The organism is Kribbella sp. NBC_01245, assembly GCF_036226525.1.
GTDB lineage: Bacteria > Actinomycetota > Actinomycetes > Propionibacteriales > Kribbellaceae > Kribbella.
In genome coordinates this window covers 7,203,050-7,225,392 of sequence record NZ_CP108487.1, presented here as the reverse complement: position 1 = coordinate 7,225,392, position 22,343 = coordinate 7,203,050, and the positions used below count along the sequence as shown (strand labels likewise).

Annotated in this window: 20 protein-coding genes and 2 pseudogenes; 13 read left to right on the top strand and 9 right to left on the bottom strand. The window is 67.4% G+C overall.

The annotated features are described in order from the left end of the window. The first annotated feature begins 3 nt into the window (after positions 1–3). Entirely contained in the window at positions 4–414 is a 411-nt protein-coding gene (locus tag OG394_RS33100; protein ID WP_328991104.1) for a hypothetical protein, read from the top strand. 28 nt (positions 415–442) lie between these two features. On the opposite strand, the gene OG394_RS33095 is transcribed toward OG394_RS33100, so the two are convergent. Further along, positions 443–1,396 (bottom strand): helix-turn-helix domain-containing protein, encoded by a 954-nt coding sequence (locus OG394_RS33095; RefSeq protein WP_328991103.1) that lies wholly within the window; start codon positions 1,394–1,396, stop codon positions 443–445. Positions 1,397–1,494: 98 nt separating this feature from the next. Here OG394_RS33095 and OG394_RS33090 point away from each other — a divergent pair, with 98 nt between their 5' ends. Then, positions 1,495–2,517: a saccharopine dehydrogenase family protein gene (locus tag OG394_RS33090; RefSeq protein ID WP_328991102.1), complete on the top strand. Its 1,023-nt coding sequence runs from the start codon at positions 1,495–1,497 to the stop codon at positions 2,515–2,517. Position 2,518: 1 nt separating this feature from the next. On the opposite strand, the gene OG394_RS33085 is transcribed toward OG394_RS33090, so the two are convergent. Beyond that, positions 2,519–3,370: a hypothetical protein gene (locus tag OG394_RS33085; RefSeq protein ID WP_328991101.1), complete on the bottom strand. Its 852-nt coding sequence runs from the start codon at positions 3,368–3,370 to the stop codon at positions 2,519–2,521. Between the two features lie 64 nt (positions 3,371–3,434). Between OG394_RS33085 and OG394_RS33080 the strand changes: the two genes are divergently transcribed. Continuing rightward, positions 3,435–4,541, top strand: a complete 1,107-nt coding sequence (locus OG394_RS33080) for a hypothetical protein (protein ID WP_328991100.1) — start codon at positions 3,435–3,437, stop codon at positions 4,539–4,541. On the opposite strand, the gene OG394_RS33075 is transcribed toward OG394_RS33080, so the two are convergent. Continuing rightward, positions 4,502–5,974, bottom strand: coding sequence for an NCS2 family permease (locus OG394_RS33075; protein ID WP_328991099.1), 1,473 nt, complete (start codon positions 5,972–5,974; stop codon positions 4,502–4,504). The genes OG394_RS33080 and OG394_RS33075 overlap by 40 nt on opposite strands. Before the next feature lie 240 nt (positions 5,975–6,214). Between OG394_RS33075 and OG394_RS40165 the strand changes: the two genes are divergently transcribed. Further along, on the top strand, positions 6,215–6,739 hold the full coding sequence (locus OG394_RS40165) for a DUF2530 domain-containing protein (protein ID WP_442914316.1): 525 nt from the start codon (positions 6,215–6,217) through the stop codon (positions 6,737–6,739). On the opposite strand, the pseudogene OG394_RS33065 reads toward OG394_RS40165, so the two are convergent. Then, positions 6,730–7,482 (bottom strand): annotated as a pseudogene (locus tag OG394_RS33065) (DUF3027 domain-containing protein); the annotation flags it as partial. The gene OG394_RS40165 and the pseudogene OG394_RS33065 sit on opposite strands and share 10 nt — an antisense overlap. A gap of 143 nt (positions 7,483–7,625) precedes the next feature. Between OG394_RS33065 and OG394_RS33060 the strand changes: the two are divergent. The 6 genes from OG394_RS33060 (at position 7,626) to frdD (ending at position 13,140) form a co-directional block, all read left to right on the top strand. Next, entirely contained in the window at positions 7,626–9,581 is a 1,956-nt protein-coding gene (locus OG394_RS33060; protein ID WP_328991097.1) for an MFS transporter, read from the top strand. 104 nt (positions 9,582–9,685) lie between these two features. Then, complete coding sequence (locus OG394_RS33055; RefSeq protein ID WP_328991096.1) at positions 9,686–9,919, top strand: hypothetical protein; 234 nt, start codon at positions 9,686–9,688, stop codon at positions 9,917–9,919. Next, positions 9,916–11,655 (top strand): fumarate reductase (quinol) flavoprotein subunit, encoded by a 1,740-nt coding sequence (gene frdA / locus OG394_RS33050; protein ID WP_328991095.1) that lies wholly within the window; start codon positions 9,916–9,918, stop codon positions 11,653–11,655. Before OG394_RS33055 ends, frdA begins: the two co-directional genes overlap by 4 nt. Before the next feature lie 5 nt (positions 11,656–11,660). After that, entirely contained in the window at positions 11,661–12,404 is a 744-nt protein-coding gene (locus OG394_RS33045) for a succinate dehydrogenase/fumarate reductase iron-sulfur subunit (RefSeq protein WP_328991094.1), read from the top strand. Then, a complete protein-coding gene (locus tag OG394_RS33040) occupies positions 12,401–12,793 on the top strand; it encodes a fumarate reductase subunit C (RefSeq protein WP_328991093.1) in 393 nt (130 codons plus the stop codon). The genes OG394_RS33045 and OG394_RS33040 overlap by 4 nt, the downstream gene beginning before the upstream one ends. Beyond that, entirely contained in the window at positions 12,790–13,140 is a 351-nt protein-coding gene (frdD, locus tag OG394_RS33035) for a fumarate reductase subunit FrdD (protein ID WP_328991092.1), read from the top strand. The genes OG394_RS33040 and frdD overlap by 4 nt, the downstream gene beginning before the upstream one ends. A 50-nt stretch (positions 13,141–13,190) precedes the next feature. Here frdD and OG394_RS33030 read toward each other — a convergent pair whose 3' ends face one another. Both OG394_RS33030 and larE read right to left on the bottom strand, forming a co-directional pair. Beyond that, positions 13,191–13,574, bottom strand: a complete 384-nt coding sequence (locus tag OG394_RS33030) for a cold-shock protein (protein ID WP_328991091.1) — start codon at positions 13,572–13,574, stop codon at positions 13,191–13,193. A 109-nt stretch (positions 13,575–13,683) separates the two neighbouring features. Further along, positions 13,684–15,156, bottom strand: a complete 1,473-nt coding sequence (larE, locus tag OG394_RS33025) for an ATP-dependent sacrificial sulfur transferase LarE (RefSeq protein WP_328991090.1) — start codon at positions 15,154–15,156, stop codon at positions 13,684–13,686. Positions 15,157–15,484: 328 nt separating this feature from the next. On the opposite strand from larE, the gene OG394_RS33020 reads away from it, so the two are divergent. Next, the gene (locus OG394_RS33020) at positions 15,485–16,075 is read left to right on the top strand and encodes a TetR/AcrR family transcriptional regulator (RefSeq protein WP_328991089.1); all 591 of its coding nucleotides are present in this window, start codon (positions 15,485–15,487) and stop codon (positions 16,073–16,075) included. Positions 16,076–16,078: 3 nt separating this feature from the next. Next, positions 16,079–17,026 carry a R2-like ligand-binding oxidase gene (locus OG394_RS33015; protein WP_328991088.1) on the top strand — a complete coding sequence of 316 codons (948 nt, stop codon included), beginning with the start codon at positions 16,079–16,081 and terminating at the stop codon, positions 17,024–17,026. A gap of 51 nt (positions 17,027–17,077) precedes the next feature. Here OG394_RS33015 and OG394_RS33010 read toward each other — a convergent pair whose 3' ends face one another. Next, complete coding sequence (locus tag OG394_RS33010; protein WP_328991087.1) at positions 17,078–17,257, bottom strand: hypothetical protein; 180 nt, start codon at positions 17,255–17,257, stop codon at positions 17,078–17,080. A gap of 130 nt (positions 17,258–17,387) precedes the next feature. Beyond that, positions 17,388–19,025 (bottom strand): AMP-binding protein, encoded by a 1,638-nt coding sequence (locus tag OG394_RS33005; protein ID WP_328991086.1) that lies wholly within the window; start codon positions 19,023–19,025, stop codon positions 17,388–17,390. Positions 19,026–19,222: 197 nt separating this feature from the next. Between OG394_RS33005 and OG394_RS33000 the strand changes: the two genes are divergently transcribed. Beyond that, the gene (locus tag OG394_RS33000; RefSeq protein WP_328991085.1) at positions 19,223–20,689 is read left to right on the top strand and encodes a restriction endonuclease; all 1,467 of its coding nucleotides are present in this window, start codon (positions 19,223–19,225) and stop codon (positions 20,687–20,689) included. A 609-nt stretch (positions 20,690–21,298) separates the two neighbouring features. Here the strand turns inward: OG394_RS33000 and OG394_RS32995 are convergent. Further along, a pseudogene (locus OG394_RS32995) lies at positions 21,299–22,242 on the bottom strand (DUF6454 family protein). Between the last annotated feature and the right edge of the window lie 101 nt (positions 22,243–22,343).

The following is a 22,343-nucleotide window of genomic DNA, read 5'->3' as shown; positions in this document are numbered from 1 at the left end:
ACCGTGAGCGGATACAAGTGGCTCTTCTGGTGGAACTGGCTGGTCGCGGTGATCGCGGTCGTGATCGCGGGCTTTGGCATCGACCGGATCCAGCTGACGGATGACGAGCTGTACGACGCCACCCAGCGCGCCGTCCGCCCCCTGGACGGAACCAGCGACCTAGTGACCGCCACGCGGATCGAGGCGGCAGTCGAGGACCTCGTCGACGCCGACCTGTACGTCGAGCGGATCTCGTCCGACAGCGCCGAGGCCGATAAGCCCAGGCTCTACGAGATCACCAGACAGATGCAGTCGAGCGACGACGACCAAGCCCCGGCGGCTTCGTGCGTCGAGGTCTCGGAAATTGAACGAAAGCATGACTCCGGCACCTATTACTCCTACATCAGCCTCTTCCAAGGCGCGTGCTCGCGGTGAGTTAGGCCGACCGCGTGCTCGCGGTGAGCTAGGCCGACCGCGTGCTGCGGAACGATCGGCGGTAGGTGTCCGGCGGAACCCCCACGATCCGCTTGAACTGGCGCCGAAGCGTCGTGGCCGTGCCCATCCCGGTAGCCACGGCAACCGCCTCGATGCTCTGATCGGTTGCCTCCAGCAACTCCTGAGCGCGACGCACGCGCTGGACCAGCAGCCACTGGATCGGAGCCTGCCCGGTCACCGACCGGAAGTGCCGGCCGAGATTGCGAGGACTAGTGCTCGCCCGCTTCGCCAGATCGGTCACCGTCAACGGCTGGTCCAGGCGTTCCTGCACCCACTCTTGCAAGTGGGCCAGTTTGTGGTCGCCCGTGACCTGCACCGGCGTTGATACGAACTGGGCCTGGCCGCCGGCCCGATGCGGCGGCATGACCAGGCGACGCGCGACAAAGTTGGCGATACCGGCGCCGTGGTCGAGGTTGACCAGATGCAGGCAGAGGTCCACGGCCGCCGCCTTGCCCGCGGACGTGAGCACGCTGCCGTTGTCCGTATAGAGCACGTCCTGGTCGATCACGGCCAGCGGATGCCGGGCACTCAGCTCCGCGGTATGCGCCCAATGGGTGGTCGCCCGCCGACCGTCCAGCAGGCCCGCGGCACCGAGCACGAAGGCCCCGGTACAGAGGGACGCGATCCGCGCACCCGCCTCGTGGGCCGCCCGAACAGCGTCGACCAGCTCGGCCGGCGGCGGCTCGTCGACATCGGCGCAGGCGGGCACGATCACGGTGTCCGCGCTGACCAATCGCTCCAGCCCGTACTCCGGCTCGACCATGAACGGTCCGACCTGGATCGGACCAGGCCCGCACAGCAGTACGTCGTACCAGTCGAGGGCTTTGCCGCCTTCGCGCGGCGGGTTGCCGAAGATCTCGTACGCCACTCCGAGCTCGAAGTGCAGCAGATGACCGGCGGTAGCCACCGCGACAGTGTGCATGTCCGAAAGTGTACGCATGGTGTCGTTCCGGACTATCACGCTCGAGCACTCCGCGCCCCAAGAATGGACGCATCAGAACAGCTGAAGCGGAGGAAACAATGAACGCAGTGGTGGTTTACGGAGCGACCGGGCACACCGGGCGATTCATCGTCGCCGAACTGCTCGAGCGCGGCTTCACCACTGTCGTCTCGGGCCGTGACGCGGCTCGGTTGCAGGAGCTGGCCGCGGGGTGGGGCGACGTCGAGGTTCGGCCGGCCACGGTGGACGACCCGAGTTCGCTGGATCGGGCGCTTGCCGGTGCGGCGGCCGTCATCAACGCCGCCGGCCCGTTCGCGGTGACGAGCGGCCCGGTCGTCGAGGCCGCCTTGCGCGCCGGCATCCCGTACGTCGATGTCGCGGCGGAGATCGAAGCGAACGTCTCGACCTTCGCCGACTACGCGGACGCAGCTCAAGAGGCCGGCACCGCCGTCGTGCCGGCGATGGCCTTTTTCGGCGGATTGGGCGACCTGCTGGCGACCGCGGCGATGGGCGAGTGGACCGAGGCGGACGAGGTGCACGTCGCGTACGGGTTGAGCAGCTGGCACCCCACCAATGGCACGCGGGAAGCGGGTCAGGTGTCGCACGAGCGTCGTGCGGGCCGCCGGGTTCGGTTCACGGACGGCGAACTCCAGTACCACGATGACGAGTCGACCAAAGAGGACTGGGACTTCCCGGAGCCGCTGGGCCGCCGAATCGTCCTCCCCGAGTTCTCCATGGCCGACATCGTGACGGTTCCCAGCCACTTGGCCGTGCCCAAGGTCCGCACGTACATGGCCGTCGAGGCCGCGCGCGACCTGTTCGACCAGGACACGCCTGCGCCGGAGGCGGTCGACGCGTCAGGGCGTTCGGACCAGACCTTCGTCGTCGACGTCCTCGTCCGCGCCAAGGGGGTCGAGCGCCGCGCGACTGCCAGCGGCCAGGACATCTACGCCGTCACCGCACCACTGGCGGTGGAGGCCGTACGACGGATCCTGGCCGGGCAGACGCGGACGAAGGGTGTGGCCTCGGCGGGCGCCATCTTCGACGCGGCAGACTTCCTCATGGCACTAGCCCCGCACGTGACGGTCGAACTGCCGCACTGATTTAGCTGTACGCACGCAGGGTCTGGAGGGCCTGCACGGTCATGACGCCGCGGTACTCGAGCGTGGCGGCTTGACCGGGCGGCTCCCAGGTAAGTGCCCAGCCGCCGTCGGACTGCTGGTCACGCCTGAGCCGGTCGAGATGGCCCTCGATCTGCTCATCGGTGAACAGTCGCCGCCAAAGACTCGAGGGCGTCGGGGCGAACCAGAGCGGCGTCACGCCGTACGACGGATCGTCCGCGTCGGCGCGGTACATCGAGACCTTCGGCAACCACTCGCGGATCGGTTCGACGTACGACTCGGCGCGGGCGCGATCCGGCACGTGCTCGAGGAAGACCGTACTCACGAGCAGCGAGTGCGCCTCCTCCGGCAGACCCGCCTCGAGCGTGGACCAGCACCACTCGGTGGCCCGGTCGAGCCAAGGGTGCTGCACGCCGAGCTGGTGCATCAGGCCGGCGATCGCCGCAGTCGGGTTGAGCCCGGGGATGTAGGTCCAATCGCCCCAGTGTTCCGCTCTCGGGTAGTCCTCGATCACCTTGGACGCCATCGACACGGCACCCTCGGGACTCGCCACCGACTGCAGCCAATCGGCCGCCCGGGTGACCATCGGTACGTCGTTGGTCCCGGCCGTGACGAGGTTCTGCAAGGCGACCTGGACGTCGAGCCCGAGGCTGGCCGGGCAACGCTTGTCCGGCTCCAGGCCATGCCCGAAACCGCCATCAGGGTTCTGGTATCCGCGCAGGGCGTCGACCACGCCGGACGGATCGGCATCCTCGAACAGGGTCGCGAACAACCTTTGCTCGAGCAACCGGCCTTCGCGGCGGATGAACTCCCTCGCGGTATCGAAAGTAGTCATATCCCCAGCATGGCCCGTCGCCGGAGGCACGTCTTGAACGAATCGGACACTAGGGTCTGCTGTCATGGCGCAGCAGGCTGATCTGAATAGGTACGAGCAACGGTTCCGGCGAGCCGGGTTACCGCTGTTCATCGAGGATTTCTCCCCCACCCACGACATCTTCGCGCGGGCGACTCCCCTGCTGGTGCTGGTTTTTCTCGCGGAGATGCTCGGCGCCACCTCACTCGAGTGGCCGTGGTGGGTGAACCTGCTCGCCGTCCTTGGCGCACTCGCCGTTCTGGTCGGCGGCTTCGGCCTGCTCAACGGGTTGCGCGGCCGGCCATTCTGGGCGTTCCCGGATCGCTTCGGCACGCCTGAGCTGGCGGTCTTCGTGTTGTTGCCGGCCCTGCTGCCACTGGCGAGCGAGGGCCAGGTCCAGCAGTTCTTCGCTATCGCCGCGAGCAACCTGCTACTGATCGGCGTGGTGTACGTCGTGGTCGGCTATGGCCTGATCGGTACGACGATCTGGGGAGCGCGCGGGATCGTGACCGAACTCGGTAACTCGGTGGCGAGTCTGGTCCGGGCCTTGCCGCTGCTGCTGGTGTTCTCGCTGGTGCTGTTCGTCAACACCGAGATGTGGCAGGTCTTCTCGGGTATGCCGACGGTGTTCATCGTTGTCGCGGTCGTCCTGTTCACCCTGCTCGGTGATGCCTTCCTGGTGCTGCGGCTGCCGGGCGAGCTCAAGCGGATCGTGCAGGAGGTCGCGGCTGACAGCCCGCCACTACGCCGGATCCAGCGCCTCAACCTGACCGTCAACCTGGTGCTGCGGCAATGGCTGCAGGTGCTGGTGGTGAGCGTCGGAGTCGGCGCCTTCTTCATCGCCTTCGGCACGCTGGCGATCAGCGAGCCAATCTACGAATCATGGGGTATTGACCACGGCACCTGGCAGCTGAACTTCAACCTGCTCGGGCATTCGCTACTGCTCAGCGAGGCACTGGTGAAGGTGGCGACGGGTATCGCCACCTTCACCGGCCTCTACTACTCGATCTCGCTGCTCACCGACGCCACTTATCGCGAGGACTTCCTCGACAACATGACCGACGAGCTTCGCGACGTGTTCGCCGAACGTCGTGACTATCTGGCGCTCCGGGCTCAGGTCAGCCAGTCGCCGAGCGGGCCGATCGCGAAGTAGATCACGAACAGCGTCGACACCACCCACATCAGCGGGTGGACCAGTTTGGCCTTGCCACGAATGATCTTGAGCAGCACGAACGAGACGAATCCGGCGCCGATACCCGCGGTGATCGAGTAGGTGAACGGCATCAGGATGATGGTCAGGAACGCCGGAATGCCGATCTCGAGATCATCGAAGTCGACACCCTTGATCTGGGTCATCATCAGGAAGCCGACCAGGATCAGCGCCGGAGTGGCCGCCTCATACGGCACCAGGGTGACCAGTGGCGCGAAGACGATCGCCACCAGGAAGCACAACCCGGTGATGACGCTGGCCAGGCCGGTCCGCGCGCCCTCGCCCACACCGGAAGCTGATTCGATGTACGACGTGTTGCTCGAGACGGAGGCGGCACCACCGGCTGCGGCGGCAACGCTGTCGACGATCAGGATGCGCTGTGTGCTCGGCGGGTTGCCGTCCTTGTCGAGCAGGCCGGCCTCGGCGCCGATGGCCGTCATCGTGCCCATCGTGTCGAAGAAGTCGGCCAGCATCAGGGTGAAGATCAGCAGCAGCGCGGAGATCACGCCGACCTGACTGAACGAGCCGAACAGGTTGAACTCGCCAAGGGTGTCGAAGTTCGGCGCGATGAAGAGTTTGTCCGGCAGCTCCGGCACGCTCAGACCCCAGCCGCCGAGGTTGGTATCCGAACGCGGGCCGATCTTGGCGATCGCCTCGAGAATGACGGCGAGCACCGTCGCCGAGACAATGCCGATCAGGATCGCGCCCTTGACCTTCAGCGCGTACAGCGCCACCACCAGCACCAGGCCGATCACGAAGATCAGCACCGGCCAGCCGCGCAGGGTGCCACCGACGCCGAGCTCCACCGGCGGCGCCGTCGGGGAGGCCGGCCGTCGCACGAAGCCCGCGTCGACCAAGCCGATGAACGCGATGAACAAGCCGATGCCGACGCTGATCGCAACCTTGAGCTGACGTGGCACGGCCTCGAAGACGGCCTTGCGGAAGCCGGTCAGCACCAGGATCAGGATGATCAGGCCCTCCAGCACGACCAGGCCCATCGCGTCGGCCCAGGTCATCTTGGTGGCGATCGAGAAGGCGACGAACGCGTTCAGCCCAAGACCGGTGGCCAGCGCCAACGGGAAGTTCGCCACCAGGCCCATCAGGATGGTGAGCACGCCGGCCGCGAGCGCGGTGGCGACGGCGATCTTGGCGATCGAGGCGGCCGGGTCGGTGCCGCCGCCGACGAACTGGCCCGATCCGTCCTTGACGGTGCCGATGATGAGCGGATTCAGGACGACGATGTACGCCATCGTGAAGAAGGTGACCAGGCCACCACGGATCTCACGCCCGAGCGTGGACCCGCGCTGACTGATCTTGAAGAAGGAGTCGAGGGGGCCGCTGCTCGAGCGTGCCGTCGTGGTCTCGGACGTACTCATGGCGGAATGATTACAGGTAGCTCCGACACTGGCGAGCGATTCGGCAGGTCTGTGCCCTTTGCGGCCTAAGTGGTCCGCGTTGGGCAGGCGGGACGAGCCTGTCAAGGGATTGTCGGAGCCGGGCATTAGTGTGGAGGGGTGGCAGATGACAGCGCGAGGGACGCAGTTCCGGAAAAGGGCCCGGAGAAGAGCGGCCCGAAGCGGACCGACCCGACGAGCCAGCTGGCTCGCGGCGAGCTGATGCATGCCGAGGTCAAACCGCTGGACCTGAGCGGGGTGCCGACCGTTGCCGTCGGCATCGGTGCCTGGCTGATCGCGCTGGTGGTGCTGCTGATCTTCCGGTCCGAGCTGGAGGCGCGCGGCGAAGAGTGGTGGATCTGGGTCGCCGTCGCCGGCACCGGGCTGGGCCTGATCGGCCTGTTCTACACCCGCCGTCGCTGGGCCGCGATCGAAGGCCACCTCGCGGCAGGGAAGCACGAGGTCGCAGATTGGGGCGTCCCCGAGCCCACCACCGAGCTACTTCCCAGCGGCAAGCTCACCACCGAAGAGCCGACGACCGGTCAGTCCTCGGACGACTCTAGCGCCTCGACGGCCTCTGCTTCGGCCACCGGTGCCTCGACGGAGGGCACGGCCTCGGGTACATCCTCTACGGAGGCGGCGACCGAGGCGGGCCCGGCGCCATCCAGCACCTCTACCGGCTCGACCTCTTCTGCAACCGAATCCGATGTCGAAGCCGATTCGGAGACCGGGTCCAGGTCGTCGTAGCCGGTGGTGTCGAAGGCGTGCTCGGTGGACGGGCTCTCGACCGACTCCACCACGACATCGGAGTGCGCGCCACAGCCGTAGTCGGCCGCCACCACGCGTCCCTCACCCGGGGCCATCTCGTTCGAGCAGGCGCCGAAGACCCGGCCGAGGCTGTCCGCCAGCCGGATCCAGTAACCGCAGGACGAGCACTTGTACGGCGCGGCCTGGGCGATCGGCGATTCGGGACCGAGCTCTCCGGCGTACCAGCGCTCGGCGGCGTCGTCCCGGCCGATCGGGCTGAGCACCCGGGCGCGACCGAGACCGAGCTCCTCGACCACCTCGAGCACCTCGTCGGGCGCACCGGTGTCGGCGAAACCGGGCTCCAGCCGCGGGTCGTCCAACGGGGTCGGGTAGAGGTCACCGGGGCGGAGGTCGCCGGGCTGGACCCGATCCGACCACGGCACCCACACCGGCGCGACGATCGCCTCGTCGCCGGGCAGCATCACCACCTCGTTGATGGTGACGACCTTCGCCCGGGAGGCGCGAGTCAGCGTGACGGCCCAGCACCAGCCGAGATACCCCGGGTGTGTGGACGCGAAGTAGTGCGTGAGCAGCCGCTCGCCCTCGACCCGGTACGACAGGTGCGCACCGACCTGCGCGGCCCCCGCCTCCTCGACAGCGGCCTCCCGCGCCGCATCGACCGCGGCCACGCAAATGGCGTCGGCTTTGGCGCGAACCTGGTCCGGAGCTTTGACGGGAGTCACAATCGACTATTCTCGCACGCCCGCGGCCGCCATTCGAATCCCTGGGGCGGATCGTCCGGTGCTGGTTTGAACCCGCTCCTGGACCGGCAGAAATCCGTGCGTTGCGGCTGCCACCTGACCTGCGACCAGGCAGGATGGAGCCCATGGATCCCCGCGACGACAGGCCGGACGGCCCGCACGGCCGCCGCCACCCCGCGGCCGGGCCGAACGAGCCCGGGCAGCAGCGGCGTACCGGCTCCGGCGAACCACCCCACTCCAAGCCTCAAGGCGGGCAACGCCAAGAGAACGAGAGCGGTCGTACGACGTTCGGGGTCGGCGGTTTGAAGGGGCGCCTGCCGTTCGGATCACGCGGCTCTGGCGGAGACAAGGCGGACGTGGATCCCGCCGAGGCGGCCAGGTTGGCCGAGGCGAAGCGGGTCGCGCGGGAGCGACGGCGCGAGCAGTTGGCCGAGGCGCGGCGCAAGGTCGGCCAGGCGTCGAAGGTAGGAGCGGCCGGAGTCGCGTCGGCCTCACGTCGTACGGCGGGAGCCACCGGGCGGGCCGGGCGTGCGACCGGGCGCCGGATTCGCGGTTTGACGACTGCCCAGGGCGCGGGCGAGTCCGGTCTGTCCCGGCTGATCGAGCTCGGCGCGGTCAACGCCGCCGGCGATACGGCCCTCGCGGTATCACTCGCGGGCACGGTCTTCTTCGCCGTACCGAGTGACCAGGCGCGGGACCAGGTCGCGTTGTTCCTGCTGCTGACGATGGCGCCGTTCGCGTTGATGGCACCGCTGATCGGGCCGTTCCTGGACCGCTTCCGGCACGGGCGGCGCTGGGCGATCGGCGCCACGCTCGGACTGCGTGGGTTCCTCGTTTGGAGCCTCGCCGCCTCGATGACCGGCAGTGTGTCGCCGTGGCTCTACCCGGCGGCGCTGGGATGTCTCGTCGCCTCCAAGGCGTACGGCGTGACTCGGGCATCCGCCGTACCTCGGTTGCTGCCGCAGAGCATCACCCTGGTCACGGCGAACTCGCGCATCTCGCTGGCAGGCGTGGCCGGCGCGACGGTCTCGGCCGGTATCGCCGGAGGGCTCGCGCAGATCGGCCCGGCGTGGTCGCTGCGCTGGGCCGCGCTGGTCTACACGGTCGGGCTCGTGCTGGCCATCCGGTTGCCCTCGCGGGTCGACTCGCCCCAAGAAGAGGAGATGACCGGCGCCGAGGGCAAGGCGGCTCGGCGTCGCGCGATCACGGCGGCGGTGGCGCGGGCGATCCGGTGCAACCTGGGGCTGCGGTTCGTGTCCGGATTCCTGACGATGTACCTGGCGTTTCTCCTGCGGGACAAGCCGATCGGCGGGCTCGACGGTGCGGTGCTGGCCGGTGCGGTGATCGCCGCGGCCGGTATCGGGAACAGTCTCGGCACGTTGCTCGGATCGTTGCTCAAGGCCCGTAAACCCGAGGCCGTCGTACTCGTCGTGCTGCTCGCGGACGCGACGGTCGCGATCCTCGTCGCGATCTTCTACGGGTTGCCGATGCTGATCGCGCTCGGCCTGGTCGCGGGATTGTGCAGCTCACTTGGCAAGCTCTCGCTGGACGCGTTGATCCAGCGGGACGTGCCGGAGACCGTCCGGACATCGGTGTTCGCGCGTTCGGAAACGGTGCTGCAGTTGTCCTGGGTGCTCGGCGGCGGCTGCGGCATCGTCCTGCCGCTGATCCCGCGCCTGGGCTTCGGCTTCCTCGCGGCAGTGCTGCTCATCGTGGTGTTCCTTGTCGTCCGCTACCGCCCCTCCACCACCCCCGTCGGCCGCCCTAACCGCGACCCCTCCGGCCCCCCACCCACAAAGCCCCAGCCCACCTCCCGCACCGGCCCGCCAGCGCGACCTGCCGCGAGCCCGACCGTGGTGAACCAGCAACCGCGGCGGCGGGACAATGGCGACGCGACGACGATCCTGAGCACCGACGGACGTCCAGCCGAGCGCCGTACCGACGATCACTGGTGGCGCGACGACGCGCCGCCGTCCCCTCCCGCCGCCGAGGAGGACTGGGCAAAGGACCCGACCGTGGAAAACCAGCCCCGCACCTCCCCCTTCCGCCGCCGCTCCCCTGGCAGCCGCCCACCCCGCTGACCACCCGAGGCCGGTCGTCCTCGCCGGGTCGACAAGCAGCGATCACGGGAGCACTATCGATGATGTGAGCTCCGTCACAACATTCGCCGTGGAGGAGGTCGACGATGACCGGCACCACCACTCACTTCACCAAGGAGCGGGCGCCGTGCGGGAGGACCGTGGACGGTGACCGCAGCCAGGAAGGCGATGCCGAGGGCCTCAGCTTCGACGACACTCTCTTCGCGTGCGGCTGCCGCCTGATCCGGCACGAGTTCCACGACGGCAGCGTGCGGATCAGGACCGTCCGCCACGACGGGAAGGTCCTGCTGGACGAGCACAGCGGCGACCACGAGGCATGACCGCCTTTCACGACGTCGTGGTGGTCGGGGGCGGCGGGGCCGGCCTGCGGGCGGCCATCGCCGTGGCGGAAGCCAATCCGCGGCTGAGCGTGGCGATTGTTTCCAAGGTCTACCCCATGCGCAGTCACACGGTCTCCGCCGAGGGTGGAGCCGCCGCGGTCGCCGGTGCCGACGACAGTCTCGACGAGCACGCCTACGACACCGTGTCCGGCAGCGACTGGCTGTGCGACCAGGATGCCGTCGAGGCCTTCGTCGACGAGGCTCCGCGCGAGCTGCTCCGGCTGGAGCACTGGGGCTGCCCCTGGAGCCGGCAGCCCGACGGGCACATCGCGGTGCGGGCCTTCGGTGGCATGAAGAAGAAGCGCACCTGGTTCGCCGCCGACCGGACCGGCTTCCACTTGCTCCACACCTTGTTCCAGACCGCGCTCTCCTACTCCGACATCGTCCGGTACGACGAGTGGTTCGTCACCAAGCTGCTGGTCGACGAGGGGCAGGTTCGGGGCGTCGTTGCCATCGAGCTGGCCACCGGCCGGGTCGAGACCATCACCGCCGGCGCCGTCATCGTGTGCTCCGGGGGTTGCGGCCGGGTCTACCCCTTCACCACCAACGCCAACATCAAGACCGGGGACGGGATGGCGCTCGCCTACCGGGCCGGTGCGCCGCTCAAGGACATGGAGTTCGTCCAGTACCACCCCACCGGCCTGCCCTTCACCGGCATCCTGATCACCGAGGCGGCCCGCGCCGAGGGCGGCTGGCTGCTCAACAAGGACGGCTACCGCTACCTGCAGGACTACGACCTCGGCAAACCCGAACCCACTCCGGTGATGCGCAGCATGGAGCTGGGACCACGTGACCGGTTGTCGCAGGCGTTCGTGCACGAGTTCGACAAAGGCCGGACCATCGATACGCCGTACGGGCCGATCGTGCACCTGGACCTCCGCCATCTCGGCGCGAAGCTCATCGACGCCAAGCTCCCCTTCGTCCGGGAGCTGTGCTCGAAGTACCAGAACATAGACCCGGTCACCGAGCTCGTCCCGGTCAGGCCCGTGGTGCACTACATGATGGGTGGCGTCCACACCGACATCCACGGCGCCACACCGATGGACGGCCTGTACGCCGCCGGGGAGGTCGCCTGCGTCAGCATCAACGGCGCCAACCGGCTGGGCTCCAACTCGCTGCCGGAGCTGCTCGTCTTCGGTGCTCGCGCCGGACTGGCCGCTGCCGAGTTCGCCGGCTCGGCCGGTACCGTCTCCCCGGCCGTGCTCGCGCAGGGCCACGACGAGGAGCGCCGGCTGGAGCGGGAGCTGACGCGGCATGCCGAGGGCCGCGAGCGGATCGCGGACATCCGGACCGAGATGCAGAGCGCCATGGAGAACGGGGCCGGGATCTTCCGCGACGGGGACTCCCTGGCGAAGGCCGCCGACACGCTGCTGGAGCTGCGCGAGCGATTCGCCGACGCGGCCGTCGAGGATCACAGCCGGACCTTCAACACCGACCTCATCGCCATGCTCGAGCTCTCGTTCATGCTGGACGTGTCGCAGAGCATCATCGCCTGCGCCCAGCAACGTGAGGAGTCGCGCGGCGCGCACCAGCGCACCGACTTCCCGGCCCGGAACGATCAGCGATACCTGGCGCACTCGTTGATCCACCATCAGCCCGACGGCGCAGGCCGCGTCGAATACCTCCCGGTGACGATCACTCGCTGGCCACCGGGGGAACGCGTGTACGGGAGGTAGCTGCCATGGCGGACCGGATAACCCTCGAGGTCGCGCGCTACCGGCCGGAGCTGGAGACCGAACCGGTGCTGCAGTCCTACGAGGTACCGCTACGCCCCGACTGGGCGATCCTCGACGGGCTCAACCACATCAAGGACCACCTGGACGGCACGCTCTCCTACCGCTGGTCCTGCCGGATGGGTATCTGCGGCAGCTGTGGGATGACCGTCAACGGCGAGCCCAAGCTGACCTGCGCCACCTTCCTCACCGACTACGCGCCGGGCCCGGTGCGGATTGAGCCGTTGCGCAACTTCCCGGTGGTCCGCGACCTCGTCGTCGACATCGACGACTTCATGAGCAAGCTGCCGACGGTCAAGCCCTGGCTCGTCCACGACGAGGAGAAGCCACTCGACGAGGGCGAGTACCTGCAGACACCGGACGAGATGGACGAGTACAAGCAGTTCAGCATGTGCATCAACTGCATGCTCTGCTACTCGGCCTGCCCGGTCTACGCGCTCGACCCGCAGTTCGTCGGTCCGGCGGCCATCGCGCTGGCCCAGCGCTACAACCTCGACTCGCGGGACGAGGGAGCCGCAGACCGTCGCGACGTACTGTCGTCTCCCGAAGGGATCTGGGCCTGCACCTTCGTCGGCGAGTGCAGCGCCGTTTGCCCCAAAGACGTCGACCCTGCCGGCGCCATCCAGCGCTACAAGCTCACCGCGGCCACCCATGCGCTCAAGGACTTCCTCCTGCCCAGGGGCGCACGATGACTGATACGCCCCATCCGTATCACCGGCCGGTCTCCACCTTCTGGTGGCTTGAGCGTCGCTCATACCTCGTGTTCGTGCTCCGCGAGCTCAGCAGTGTGTTCGTCGCCTGGTTCGTTGTGTACCTGCTGCTGCTGGTCAGCGCCATCAGTGCGGGCAGTGGGGAGTACGAGCGGTTCGTCGACTGGAGCGGGCGCGCCTGGGTGCTCGTGCTGAATGTTGTCGCCCTGCTCTTCGTGCTGCTGCACGCGGTGACCTGGTTCGGCTTGGCACCCAAGGCCATCGTGGTGCGGATGCGCGGTCGCCGTGTCCCGCCCCGCGTGATCGCGGCGGCGCACTACCTGCTCTGGCTGGTGCTGTCCGCCGTCACCGCTTGGGTGATCCTCCGATGACCCGCCGGTCGCCGGAACCACTGCTCTGGCTGCTGTTCAGCGCCGGCGGCATGGTTGCCGCACTGATGGTTCCGGTCCTGCTGTTCCTGTTCGGCGTCGCGTTCCCGCTGGGCTGGCTGACCGCTCCGGATCACGCGTATCTGCTCTCGGTGCTGCAGCATCCCCTCACCAAGCTGATCCTGTTCGGACTCTGCGCGTTGGCGCTGTTCCACTGGGCGCATCGCTTCCGTTACACCCTCTATGACGGCCTGCAGCTCAAGAGGTTCAGCGCCATCATCACCATGTTCTGTTACGGCGGAGCTGTCATCGGTTCGGTGGCGGCGGGGTATCTCCTGCTGAGCGCGTGACGGCTCGGCCTCGACACCGTCATCGCCGGTATCGAGGCCATGCACGCTCGCTAGACGTCCAGCTTGTCGGCAACACCGCGCAGCACGGTCGCGACGCTGTGGGCCAGTTTGTTGTCGGGGTGGCGGCCGCGGCGGTAGTTCTCGCCGATGCTGTCGAGCAGTTTGATCAGGTCCTCGACGACCGTGACCATGTCCTCCGGCTTGGGCCGCATCGCCTTCGCGACCGAGGGCGGCGGATCGATCAAGCGGACCTGCAGCGCCTGCTCGCCCTTACGTCCCTCGACCACGCCGAACTCGACCTTCTGGCCCGGCTTGAGGCTCGTCACACCAGCCGGCAGAGCCTCGGCCCGGACGTAGACGTCGCCGCCTTCGTCCTTGCTGAGGAAGCCGAATCCCTTGCCGGCGTCGTACCACTTGACCTTGCCTACAGGCACGGGAAACCTCTTCGATGTCTTCGTCGGAACAGGGGACGGTTACTCCGGCTGGTGCCGGCTACTTAGCGTACGTGAACGATGGTCCCCGCGCCTCTGCGATACCAATCCTCTAGCGGTACTGCTCCGGGTTCGCGAGGCGCTCGTTCATGGCGCCGGAGCGGAATCCGCGCGGATCGAGAGCGGCCGCGTCGAAGCCTTCGGCCCTCACCAGCTCCTCCAGCGTGGCGGCGTCCACCTTCGCGAGTAGACCGGCGTCGATCTCGATACTCGCCTTGCCACCGAGGTCGCGCACTCGCACGTTCTCCACGCCGTACGACGTGAGGTGGTCCCGGACGACCTGTTCGGCACGGTCGACGCGGGCCAGCAGGCGCGGCGTGATGCGAATGCCGTACGCGATCCGGCTCGACAGGCAGGCCGCCGCGGGCTTGTCGAAGGTGACGAGGCCCCAGCGCCGGGAGGCCTCGCGGATCTCGGCCTTGGTCAGCCGGGCGTCCCTCAGCGGCGTGATCGCACCACGCTCGTGGGCGGCGCGAATACCCGGGCGGAAGCCGGCGACCGCGTCGTCGGCGTTCGTACCGGTGGCGATGGCCTCGATGCCGAAGTCGTCGGCGATGGGCTGCAGGGTCTCGACGAGTTCCGCCTTGCAGAAGTAGCAACGGTCACCGGCGTTGGCCTGGTAACCCTCTCGCTCCATCTCATGCGTCGGCGGCGTGACGTGGCGTACGCCGAGGCTGTCGGCGAAAGCTGCGGCCGGTTCGAGTTCTGCGAGCGGGAGGCTCGGGCTGACGGCCGTAGCGGCCACCACGTTCGCAGGGCCGATCGCACGGGCTGCGGCCGCCAGGAGGAACGCAGAGTCGGCTCCACCGCTAAAGGCGACCAGTAGCTTCCTGTGCTCGGCAAGGGAGGCCATGAGCGCCTCAAGCCGCTGCTCCAACACGTAGTCCTCGAGCCAGCCAGGGAACTCCGTGAGGTCGTTGAGTACGACGTCAGCGCCGTACGCCTTCAGCTCGCCTGCGGTGAACGGGCCCGTCGCAACGCTTACTGCGACGGCACCCGCGGCACGGGCTCCGTCGATGTCAGCGACGTGGTCACCGACGTAGATGCCGGCACTGTGCTCCCTCAGGGCAACGGCCTTCTCTGCACCATGGAGGTCACCAACCGGCTCGTCGACGTCCAGACCGAGGTGCTCGAGGTGGAGCTTCACGCTCGGCGCGTACTTGGCCGAGACGACTACCGTCCGCCCGTGCAAGCTCCGCACGGCCGCAAGCGCCTCAGGCACTCCCGGCAGCGGGTCGGATCCAGTGATCGCGTACGTCGGGTAGAGCTCGCGGTAGCGGGCGACCATGGCGTCGATCTGCTCTGGCGGGAACCAGTTCGCCATCTCCCAGACAAGCGGCGGACCGAGCCGGGAGACCACCAGCTCCGTATCGATCGCCACGCCGGTCTCGGCTGCCAGCAAGTCGTACACGGCCTTGATACCGGGCCGGGAATCGATCAGCGTCATGTCCAGGTCGAACCCGACCACGAGTTCCGGAACGAGAGTTGTCGGCAATTCGGCGGGGCGGATCTCTGCTGCTGACACGTCCTCAACCCTACGCGGAGGTCTGACCGGCCAGCCTTCCGGCGGTGCATCTCGGAGTCCGGACAACCCAAAGTGCAGTAAATAAGGGCACATAGACTCTTTTGTGTTCAGGGTCCCGCACTGGGGTCGGACCCGGAGCACGGAGCCGTACTTGCGGAGGTGCGGCCCCGACCGATCGGCCGAGTCTGCCCTCGGGCCGATCATCGGCGCTCTCGCGATGGAGCGCCTGGCCGGCTGTGGACGGATCACGTCCACAGCCGACCTTTACATGCGGTGACGCTTTGTCCGACCTCTTGACACTTTTATCCGAAGTGTCAACTATGACCACATGGCCTCCTTCTCCGAGCGGACCAAGCGGCGACTGCGCGATGAGCTGCTCGACGCGGCGTACGACGCCCTGGTCGCCGGCGGATACGAGGGCCTGCGCATGGCCGATATCGCGCGGCGGACCGGCGTATCCCGGCAGACCGTCTACAACGAACTCGGCGACAAGTGGGATGTCCTGCAGGCCGTCGCCACCCGCGAGACCGAGCGCTTCCTGGTGCTGGTCAACGAGGCCCTCGCGGAGCACGAGCGCGACGCCATCGCCGGCCTGCGCGCCGCCGTCGACCGGGCCCTGACGCTCGCCTCGGACAACCCGTTGATCAAGGCGGCCCTGACCGCGCCCGGGTCCGACCAGGCCAGCCAACTGCTCACCACGCGCGGCCATCAGATCCTCGAGCTGTGCCACCAACGACTCGACACGCACGTCCGTTCGCACTGGCCGGACGTCTCGCCCGACGACGCGCGTCTCGGCGTGGACATCGCGCTGCGCGTCGTACTCAGCCACATCGTCAATCCCGCGGGTGCCCCGGCGACGGTCGCCGACGAGGTCGCCCGGGTGCTCGGCCCTTTCCTGTCCGCGGCTTCCGAGAGGTGAACTATGACCACGTTGCATCGCACTGGCTTTTCCTCCCTGCGAGCGGGCGGGCTGAACTGGGACGCACTGCCGCTACGCCTGTTCGACAAGGGGAATCGCAAGTTCTGGAACCCGGCTGACCTCGACTTCAGCCAGGACGCCAAGGACTGGGAGGAGTTCACCGATAACGAGCGGCACAACGCGCTGATGCTGTGCGCACAGTTCATCGCGGGCGAGGAGGCCGTCACCGAGGACCTGCAGCCGTTCATGCAGGCCATGGCGGCGGAGGGCCGATTCGGCGACGAGATGTACCTGACGCAGTTCTGCTTCGAAGAGGCCAAGCACACCCAGGTCTTCCGGCTCTGGCTAGACGCTGTCGGCGTCAAGGAGGACCTGCATCACCACGTCGAGGACAATCCGGGCTACCGGGCGATCTTCTACGAGGCGCTACCTGTGGCCCTGAAGTCTCTGAGCGATGACCCGTCGCCGGCAAACCAAGTGCGCGCCTCTGTCACGTACAACCACGTAGTAGAAGGCACACTCGCTCTGACCGGCTACCACGCCTGGAACCTCTTGTGCACGGCACGCGGCGTACTGCCCGGCATGCAGGAGCTCATCCGCCGTATCGGTGACGACGAACGCCGCCACATGGCCTGGGGTACGTTCACCTGCCGCCGCCATGTCGCCGCCGACGAGTCCAACTGGAAGGTCGTCACGGACACGATGGAGGAACTGCTTCCGCACGCGCTGACGCAAATCCAGTGGGCGATGGAGCACAGCCCCGAACTGCCGCCCGAGATCAACCCGACCGCACTGATGACGTACGCCGGCGACCGCGCCACCCGCCGCCTCGGCGCGATCGAGTCCGCCATCGGCGCCGACGTCGCCGGCATCGACCTCGACTACTCCCCCGAAAAACTCGAAGACGACTTCGGCTCCGAGGATGACGCCGCGCTGGCCGCCGTCCGCTAATCCTCCAAAGAGGGCAAAGGGGCCGGCCCTTGATCGGGTCCGGCCCCTCGGCTACTCGTTCCCGCTAACGGCGGTCGCGTTCTCCCGTTCCCGCTCCTCACGGTCGTGCCGCTCCTTCTCGTCACGGTCGCGTCGTTCCTGCTCCTCACGGTCGCGCCGTTCCTGGTCCTCGCGGTCCCGGCGATCCCGGTCTTCGCGGTCGCGCCGGTTTCGTTCATCTCCGTAGCTCACGCCACACCTCCAGCGGCTAGGTCTTCGACCATACGCGCCCACGACGCGGGCCATGGAAAAGCAGAAGACCGGACTGCGCGGGTGGGCCTCGGCCGACTACTGATGCCTGTTCAAGCTGATGGAGCTGTCACTACTGCTCTGAGCCTTCGATTCCAAGTAGGGCAAGGGACTTCTCGCGCATTTCGACCTTGCGGATCTTGCCGGTGACGGTCATCGGGAAGTCGTCCACGAGCAGTACGTAGCGCGGGATCTTGTAGTGCGCGAGCTTGCCACTGCAGAACTCGCGAACCGCTGCCGCGTCCAGAGGCGTCGCGCCGTCGCGAAGCTTGATCCACGCGCACAGCTCCTCGCCGTACTTGTCGTCCGGTACGCCGATCACCTGCACGTCGGCGATATCCGGATGGGTGTAGAGGAACTCCTCGATCTCGCGCGGGTACACGTTTTCGCCGCCACGGATCACCATGTCCTTTATCCGGCCGACGATGTTCACGTAGCCGTCGTCACGCATCACCGCGAGGTCGCCGGTATGCATCCACCGCGCCTTGTCGATCGCCTCGGCCGTCTTGTCCGGGTCGTTCCAATAGCCGAGCATCACCGAATACCCACGCGTGCAAAGCTCCCCGGCTTCACCACGCGGCACCACCAGGCCCGTGGCCGGGTCGACCAGCTTCACCTCGACGTGCGGCATCACCCGGCCCACTGTCGACGTACGGCGATCCAGGTCGTCGTCGCGCCGGGTCTGCGTCGACACCGGCGAGGTCTCGGTCATGCCGTAACAGATCGCCACCTCGGCCATGTGCATATCGGCCACACATCGCTTCATCACCTCGACCGGGCACGGCGAACCCGCCATGATCCCGGTGCGCAACGAGGACAGGTCGTACGACGCGAAGTCCGGCAGGCCCAATTCGGCGATGAACATCGTGGGTACGCCGTAGAGCCCGGTGCAGCGTTCATCCTGGACGGCCTTCAGCGTGGCAGCCGGTTCGAAGGCCGGGCCGGGGATGACCATGCAGGCGCCGTGCGTCGTACAGCCGAGGTTGCCCATCACCATGCCGAAGCAGTGGTAGAACGGCACGGGAATGCAGAGGCGATCGTCCGGACCGAAGCCGATCGTCTCGGTGACGAAGTACCCGTTGTTCAGGATGTTGTGGTGGGAAAGCGTTGCACCCTTGGGGAAACCCGTCGTGCCCGACGTGTACTGGATGTTGATCGGGTCGTCGAAGCTGAGTTCGGCCATTCGGCTGGCCAGGTCTTCGGCGCTGGTCTCGCCGGCGGCCGCTGCTACGTCGGTCCAGTCGTCGGTGCCGATGTAGACGACTTGGGTCAGCGACGGGCAGTCGGCCCGGATGTTGTCGATCATCGCGCGGTAGTCGCTCGTTTTGAACGACGTCGCCGAGATGAGCAGCTTCACGCCGGACTGGTTCAGGGCGTACGACAGTTCGTGCGTGCGATAAGCCGGGTTGAGGTTGACGAGGATCGCGCCGATCTTGGCCGTCGCGTACTGCGTGATCGTCCACTCGGCGCAGTTCGGCGCCCAGATCCCGACGCGGTCGCCTTTCTCGATGCCGTTGGTGATCAGGCCGCGCGCGAATTCGTCCACGTCGGCGTTGAACTCGGCGTAGGTCCAACGCCTGCCGCTGGCGAGTTCCACCAGCGCCTCGCGATCGCCGTACGACTTGGTGGTGCGCTCGAGGTTGGCCCCGATCGTCTCCCCGAGCAGCGGGACCTCGGACGGTCCGGACGCGTACGAAGGCATCGTCGTCATTCCGCCATGTTGCCAACGGCGCCGCCACTCCGCCAGAGCCCCGCGCCGCAAGCGCCGGGGTGATTCGCAGTCGAAAGCGGGTTCGACTGTCAGGCGAACGGGAAATGGACAGGTGGGAATGTCCTGACTAACTCTCCGTGCAACTCGGTCGCTCAGTGTGTCGACTCGCCTACGCTGGAGCGTGAGAGGTGTGAGGCATGGTTTGGTCCTCGGAGCGACCTGCCCGCGGCGACAGTCCGCCCGCCCGTACGGCAGAGGCGGCGGAACGGACCGCCGCGGTGCGGGAACGGGTTCGTGACCTGCAGGCAGTCCTCGCCGATGCGCTCGCGATCGATGTGAGCGGAGTCGACCTGCAGGCGCTGAAACGCGCGCCGCGACGAGCCCCACCGGCCGTCACCGGCATCGATGCCCTGCCCCAGCCCGCACCGGTCTGGGGCGATTTCGTCCCCGCTCCGCCCGGCCCCTGGTACTGGCCCGGCGGTCGAAAGCGATTTGCCCGGCGGCTTCGGGCGGCCGAGGAGCGGTTCGCCGCCGCGATCGAGGCCCATCGTGAGAGCGAGGAGGAGCGCCGCAAACGCGTCACGCGGGCCCGGCGCGTGGAGGCCGAGGAACAGCGACGGCTCGACGATGAGGCCGCCGAGCAGCATGAGCGGGTCGACGCGTACCAGCGGTCGGTCCAGTCCGGGGATCGGCGCGCGGTCAGCCGGTACTTCCAGAAGGTGCTCGACCGCATTCCCGAACCTTGCGGGTTTCCCAAGCGGCGCAAGGTCGGCTACGTGCCGGAGTCGACGTTGCTGGCGTTGGAGTGGGATCTGCCGGATCTGTCCGTCGTACCGGTCGATGCGGCCTTTAGGTATGACGAAGATCGGGACGCGGTTGTGGCGGTCCCGCGGGCTGAGGCTGAGATCCGGCGGCTGTACCAGGGCCTGGTGGCTCAGTTGGCTTTGCGGGCGCTGCATCTGACTTTCGGCAGCGACCGGTACGGCATGGTGGACACAGTCGTCTTCAACGGAATGGTCCACTCGGTCGATCTCGCGACTGGGCGCGATGTGCGGCCTTGCCTGATTACGTTGCGGGCTACTCGTGCCCAGTTCACGGCGCTGGTGCTCGACCAGCTCGATCCGGTCGCTTGTGTACGGCACTACTTCGCGGCGGAGGTTTCACGTCATCCTGAGGAGTTGCAGCCGGTTGAGCCCGTGTTGGAGTTCGACCTGGCCGATCCACGGGTGATCGATCCGGTGGACGTGATCAGTGAGATCGATCGCAGGCCGAACTTGCTTGAGCTCACGGCGGAGGAGTTCGAGCAGTTGGTGCACAACTTGCTGACGCGGATGGGGCTGGAGACGCAGTTGTTCCGGTCTCGGCATGACGGCGGAATCGACTGTGTGGCTTACGATCCACGGCCGATCACTGGTGGGAAGTTCGTTGTGCAGGCGAAGCTCTATACGCGGACCGTGCCGCCGTCTGCTGTGCGGGATCTGTTCGGGACGGTCGCCGATGCGGGGGCCACCAAGGGGATCTTGATCACGACGAGCGGGTTCGGGCCGTCGAGCTACCAGTTCGCTAACGGCAAACCGCTGCAGTTGATCGACGGCACCGGGTTGCTCGCGTTGTGCCACCAACACGACATCCCGGCCCGAATCGTCCCCCGCGCTTCCGCCTGATCCCGCGGCGAACGGTCAGGCGGGTAGTGGGGCGCGGTCGTTGGTCGCTTGGTGCGGGCGGGCGTTGGTCGCTTGGCGGGCGGGCGTTGGTCGCTTGGTGCGGGCGGATATCTGGTGGGCACCCGTCCCCCCGAGTCTTCCGAATTGTCTGGTGTACCCGGTCCGCGTCAAGGGTTTCATCACCTGGCGGTGACGCTGACGCGCCCTTGACCCGGCCCGGGTACACCAAGTACCGCGGGCTATTCGGGGGACGGGTGGGGTCTGACCGGTTGCGTCGAGTTTCCCGGGTGCTGGGCGTCTGACGTCCACGAAATCGTGCGCTATCCCCTGAAGTGCTGGGTTCCGGTGCGAAATAGTCGGCCCGGAACCCAGCACCTCAGACGTTAACCCCCAAGATCACGGGTTACCCCTCAGATCGCGGGGGTTAACCCACAACCGCGGGAGTTAACCCCCTCCACATCGGCAGGCGGCCGGCGTCGTCGTCCCTATTCCGGGGGTCGACACGCGGAATGGGGCGCCGACACTCCAAATTTGGCGAGTCCACCCCCTATTCCGAGGGTCGACCCTCGGAATAGGGGTGGCGGTGGGGCGACTGGCGTGGGGCTTGGGTTAGGTGGGAAGGGGGGCTTCGTAGATGAGGAGTTCGGTTCCGGCCGGGGCGTCGGCGTCGTCCGGGGCCGCGAGGATGCGCATCTTGGCGCCGTCGACCTCGAACGCCAACGGGTTGCGGGTCGCGATGTGACCGGTCGAGCCGTACATCGGGAAGGGCTGTTCCTTCAGGATCCGGTTGTCGTCCGCGAGGTCGAGCAAAGCGATTCCGCCGAACTCGTACGGCGTACCGGTCGGGCCCGGCAGGCCGATGAGCCCGCTGCAGAGTTGCTTGCTCTTGGCCACGTAGTCGCAGTCCTGGTAGTCGACCATCAGACTCGGATTGGGCTTCACGGAGACCTGCTTGCCCTTGCCCGTCCAGTCGTAGAACTTGCGCGAACCCCAGCTGACGCCGTGCAAGTGGCCAGTCCGACGATCCTTCACGATGCCGCCGATGTGGTCCTTCACCCGGAACTGCTCGGATACGGCGTGCGTAACCGGGTCGATCTTGTAGACGACGGTCTGCGAGTTCGGGCGGTACTCCGCGACCGACACCCACACCGATCGGCCGTCGAAGTCGATTCCACCCGGGTGGTACATCGTGGCCTCGCCGACCTTGATGTCCGCGAGCTGTTGCCGGCCCGGTCCAGGACCAGCACGTGCCCCTGCCCCTTACCCGGCGACCGGTCATAGCCGTCGACCGGCACCGGGTACTTCACCGGCGCCTCGGTCACCTCAACGGTGGACATGAAGATGGGATCACCGACCAGCGCGAAGCCCTGCGGGTGATGGGTCGGGAACTTCAGCGGAATCTTGGCAACCCGCTGCCACGGCGTGGAGAGACCGGCGTTGGTGAAGGCGCGGGCGACATCGGCCTCCCGCCCCCGGGCGTCGGCGCCGGTCACCGTCAAGGTGGTGAGTACGGCGCCGGTGAGCAACGACGCGATCAAAGCTTTCCTGCGCATAGAAAACTGCCCCTCAGATCGGTTGTCGTTCGACCGTCACATTGCTCGGGGTCACCCGGGTGTCGCGGGTCCGAAGTTCCAGGGAACATCGCGGGGTTTAG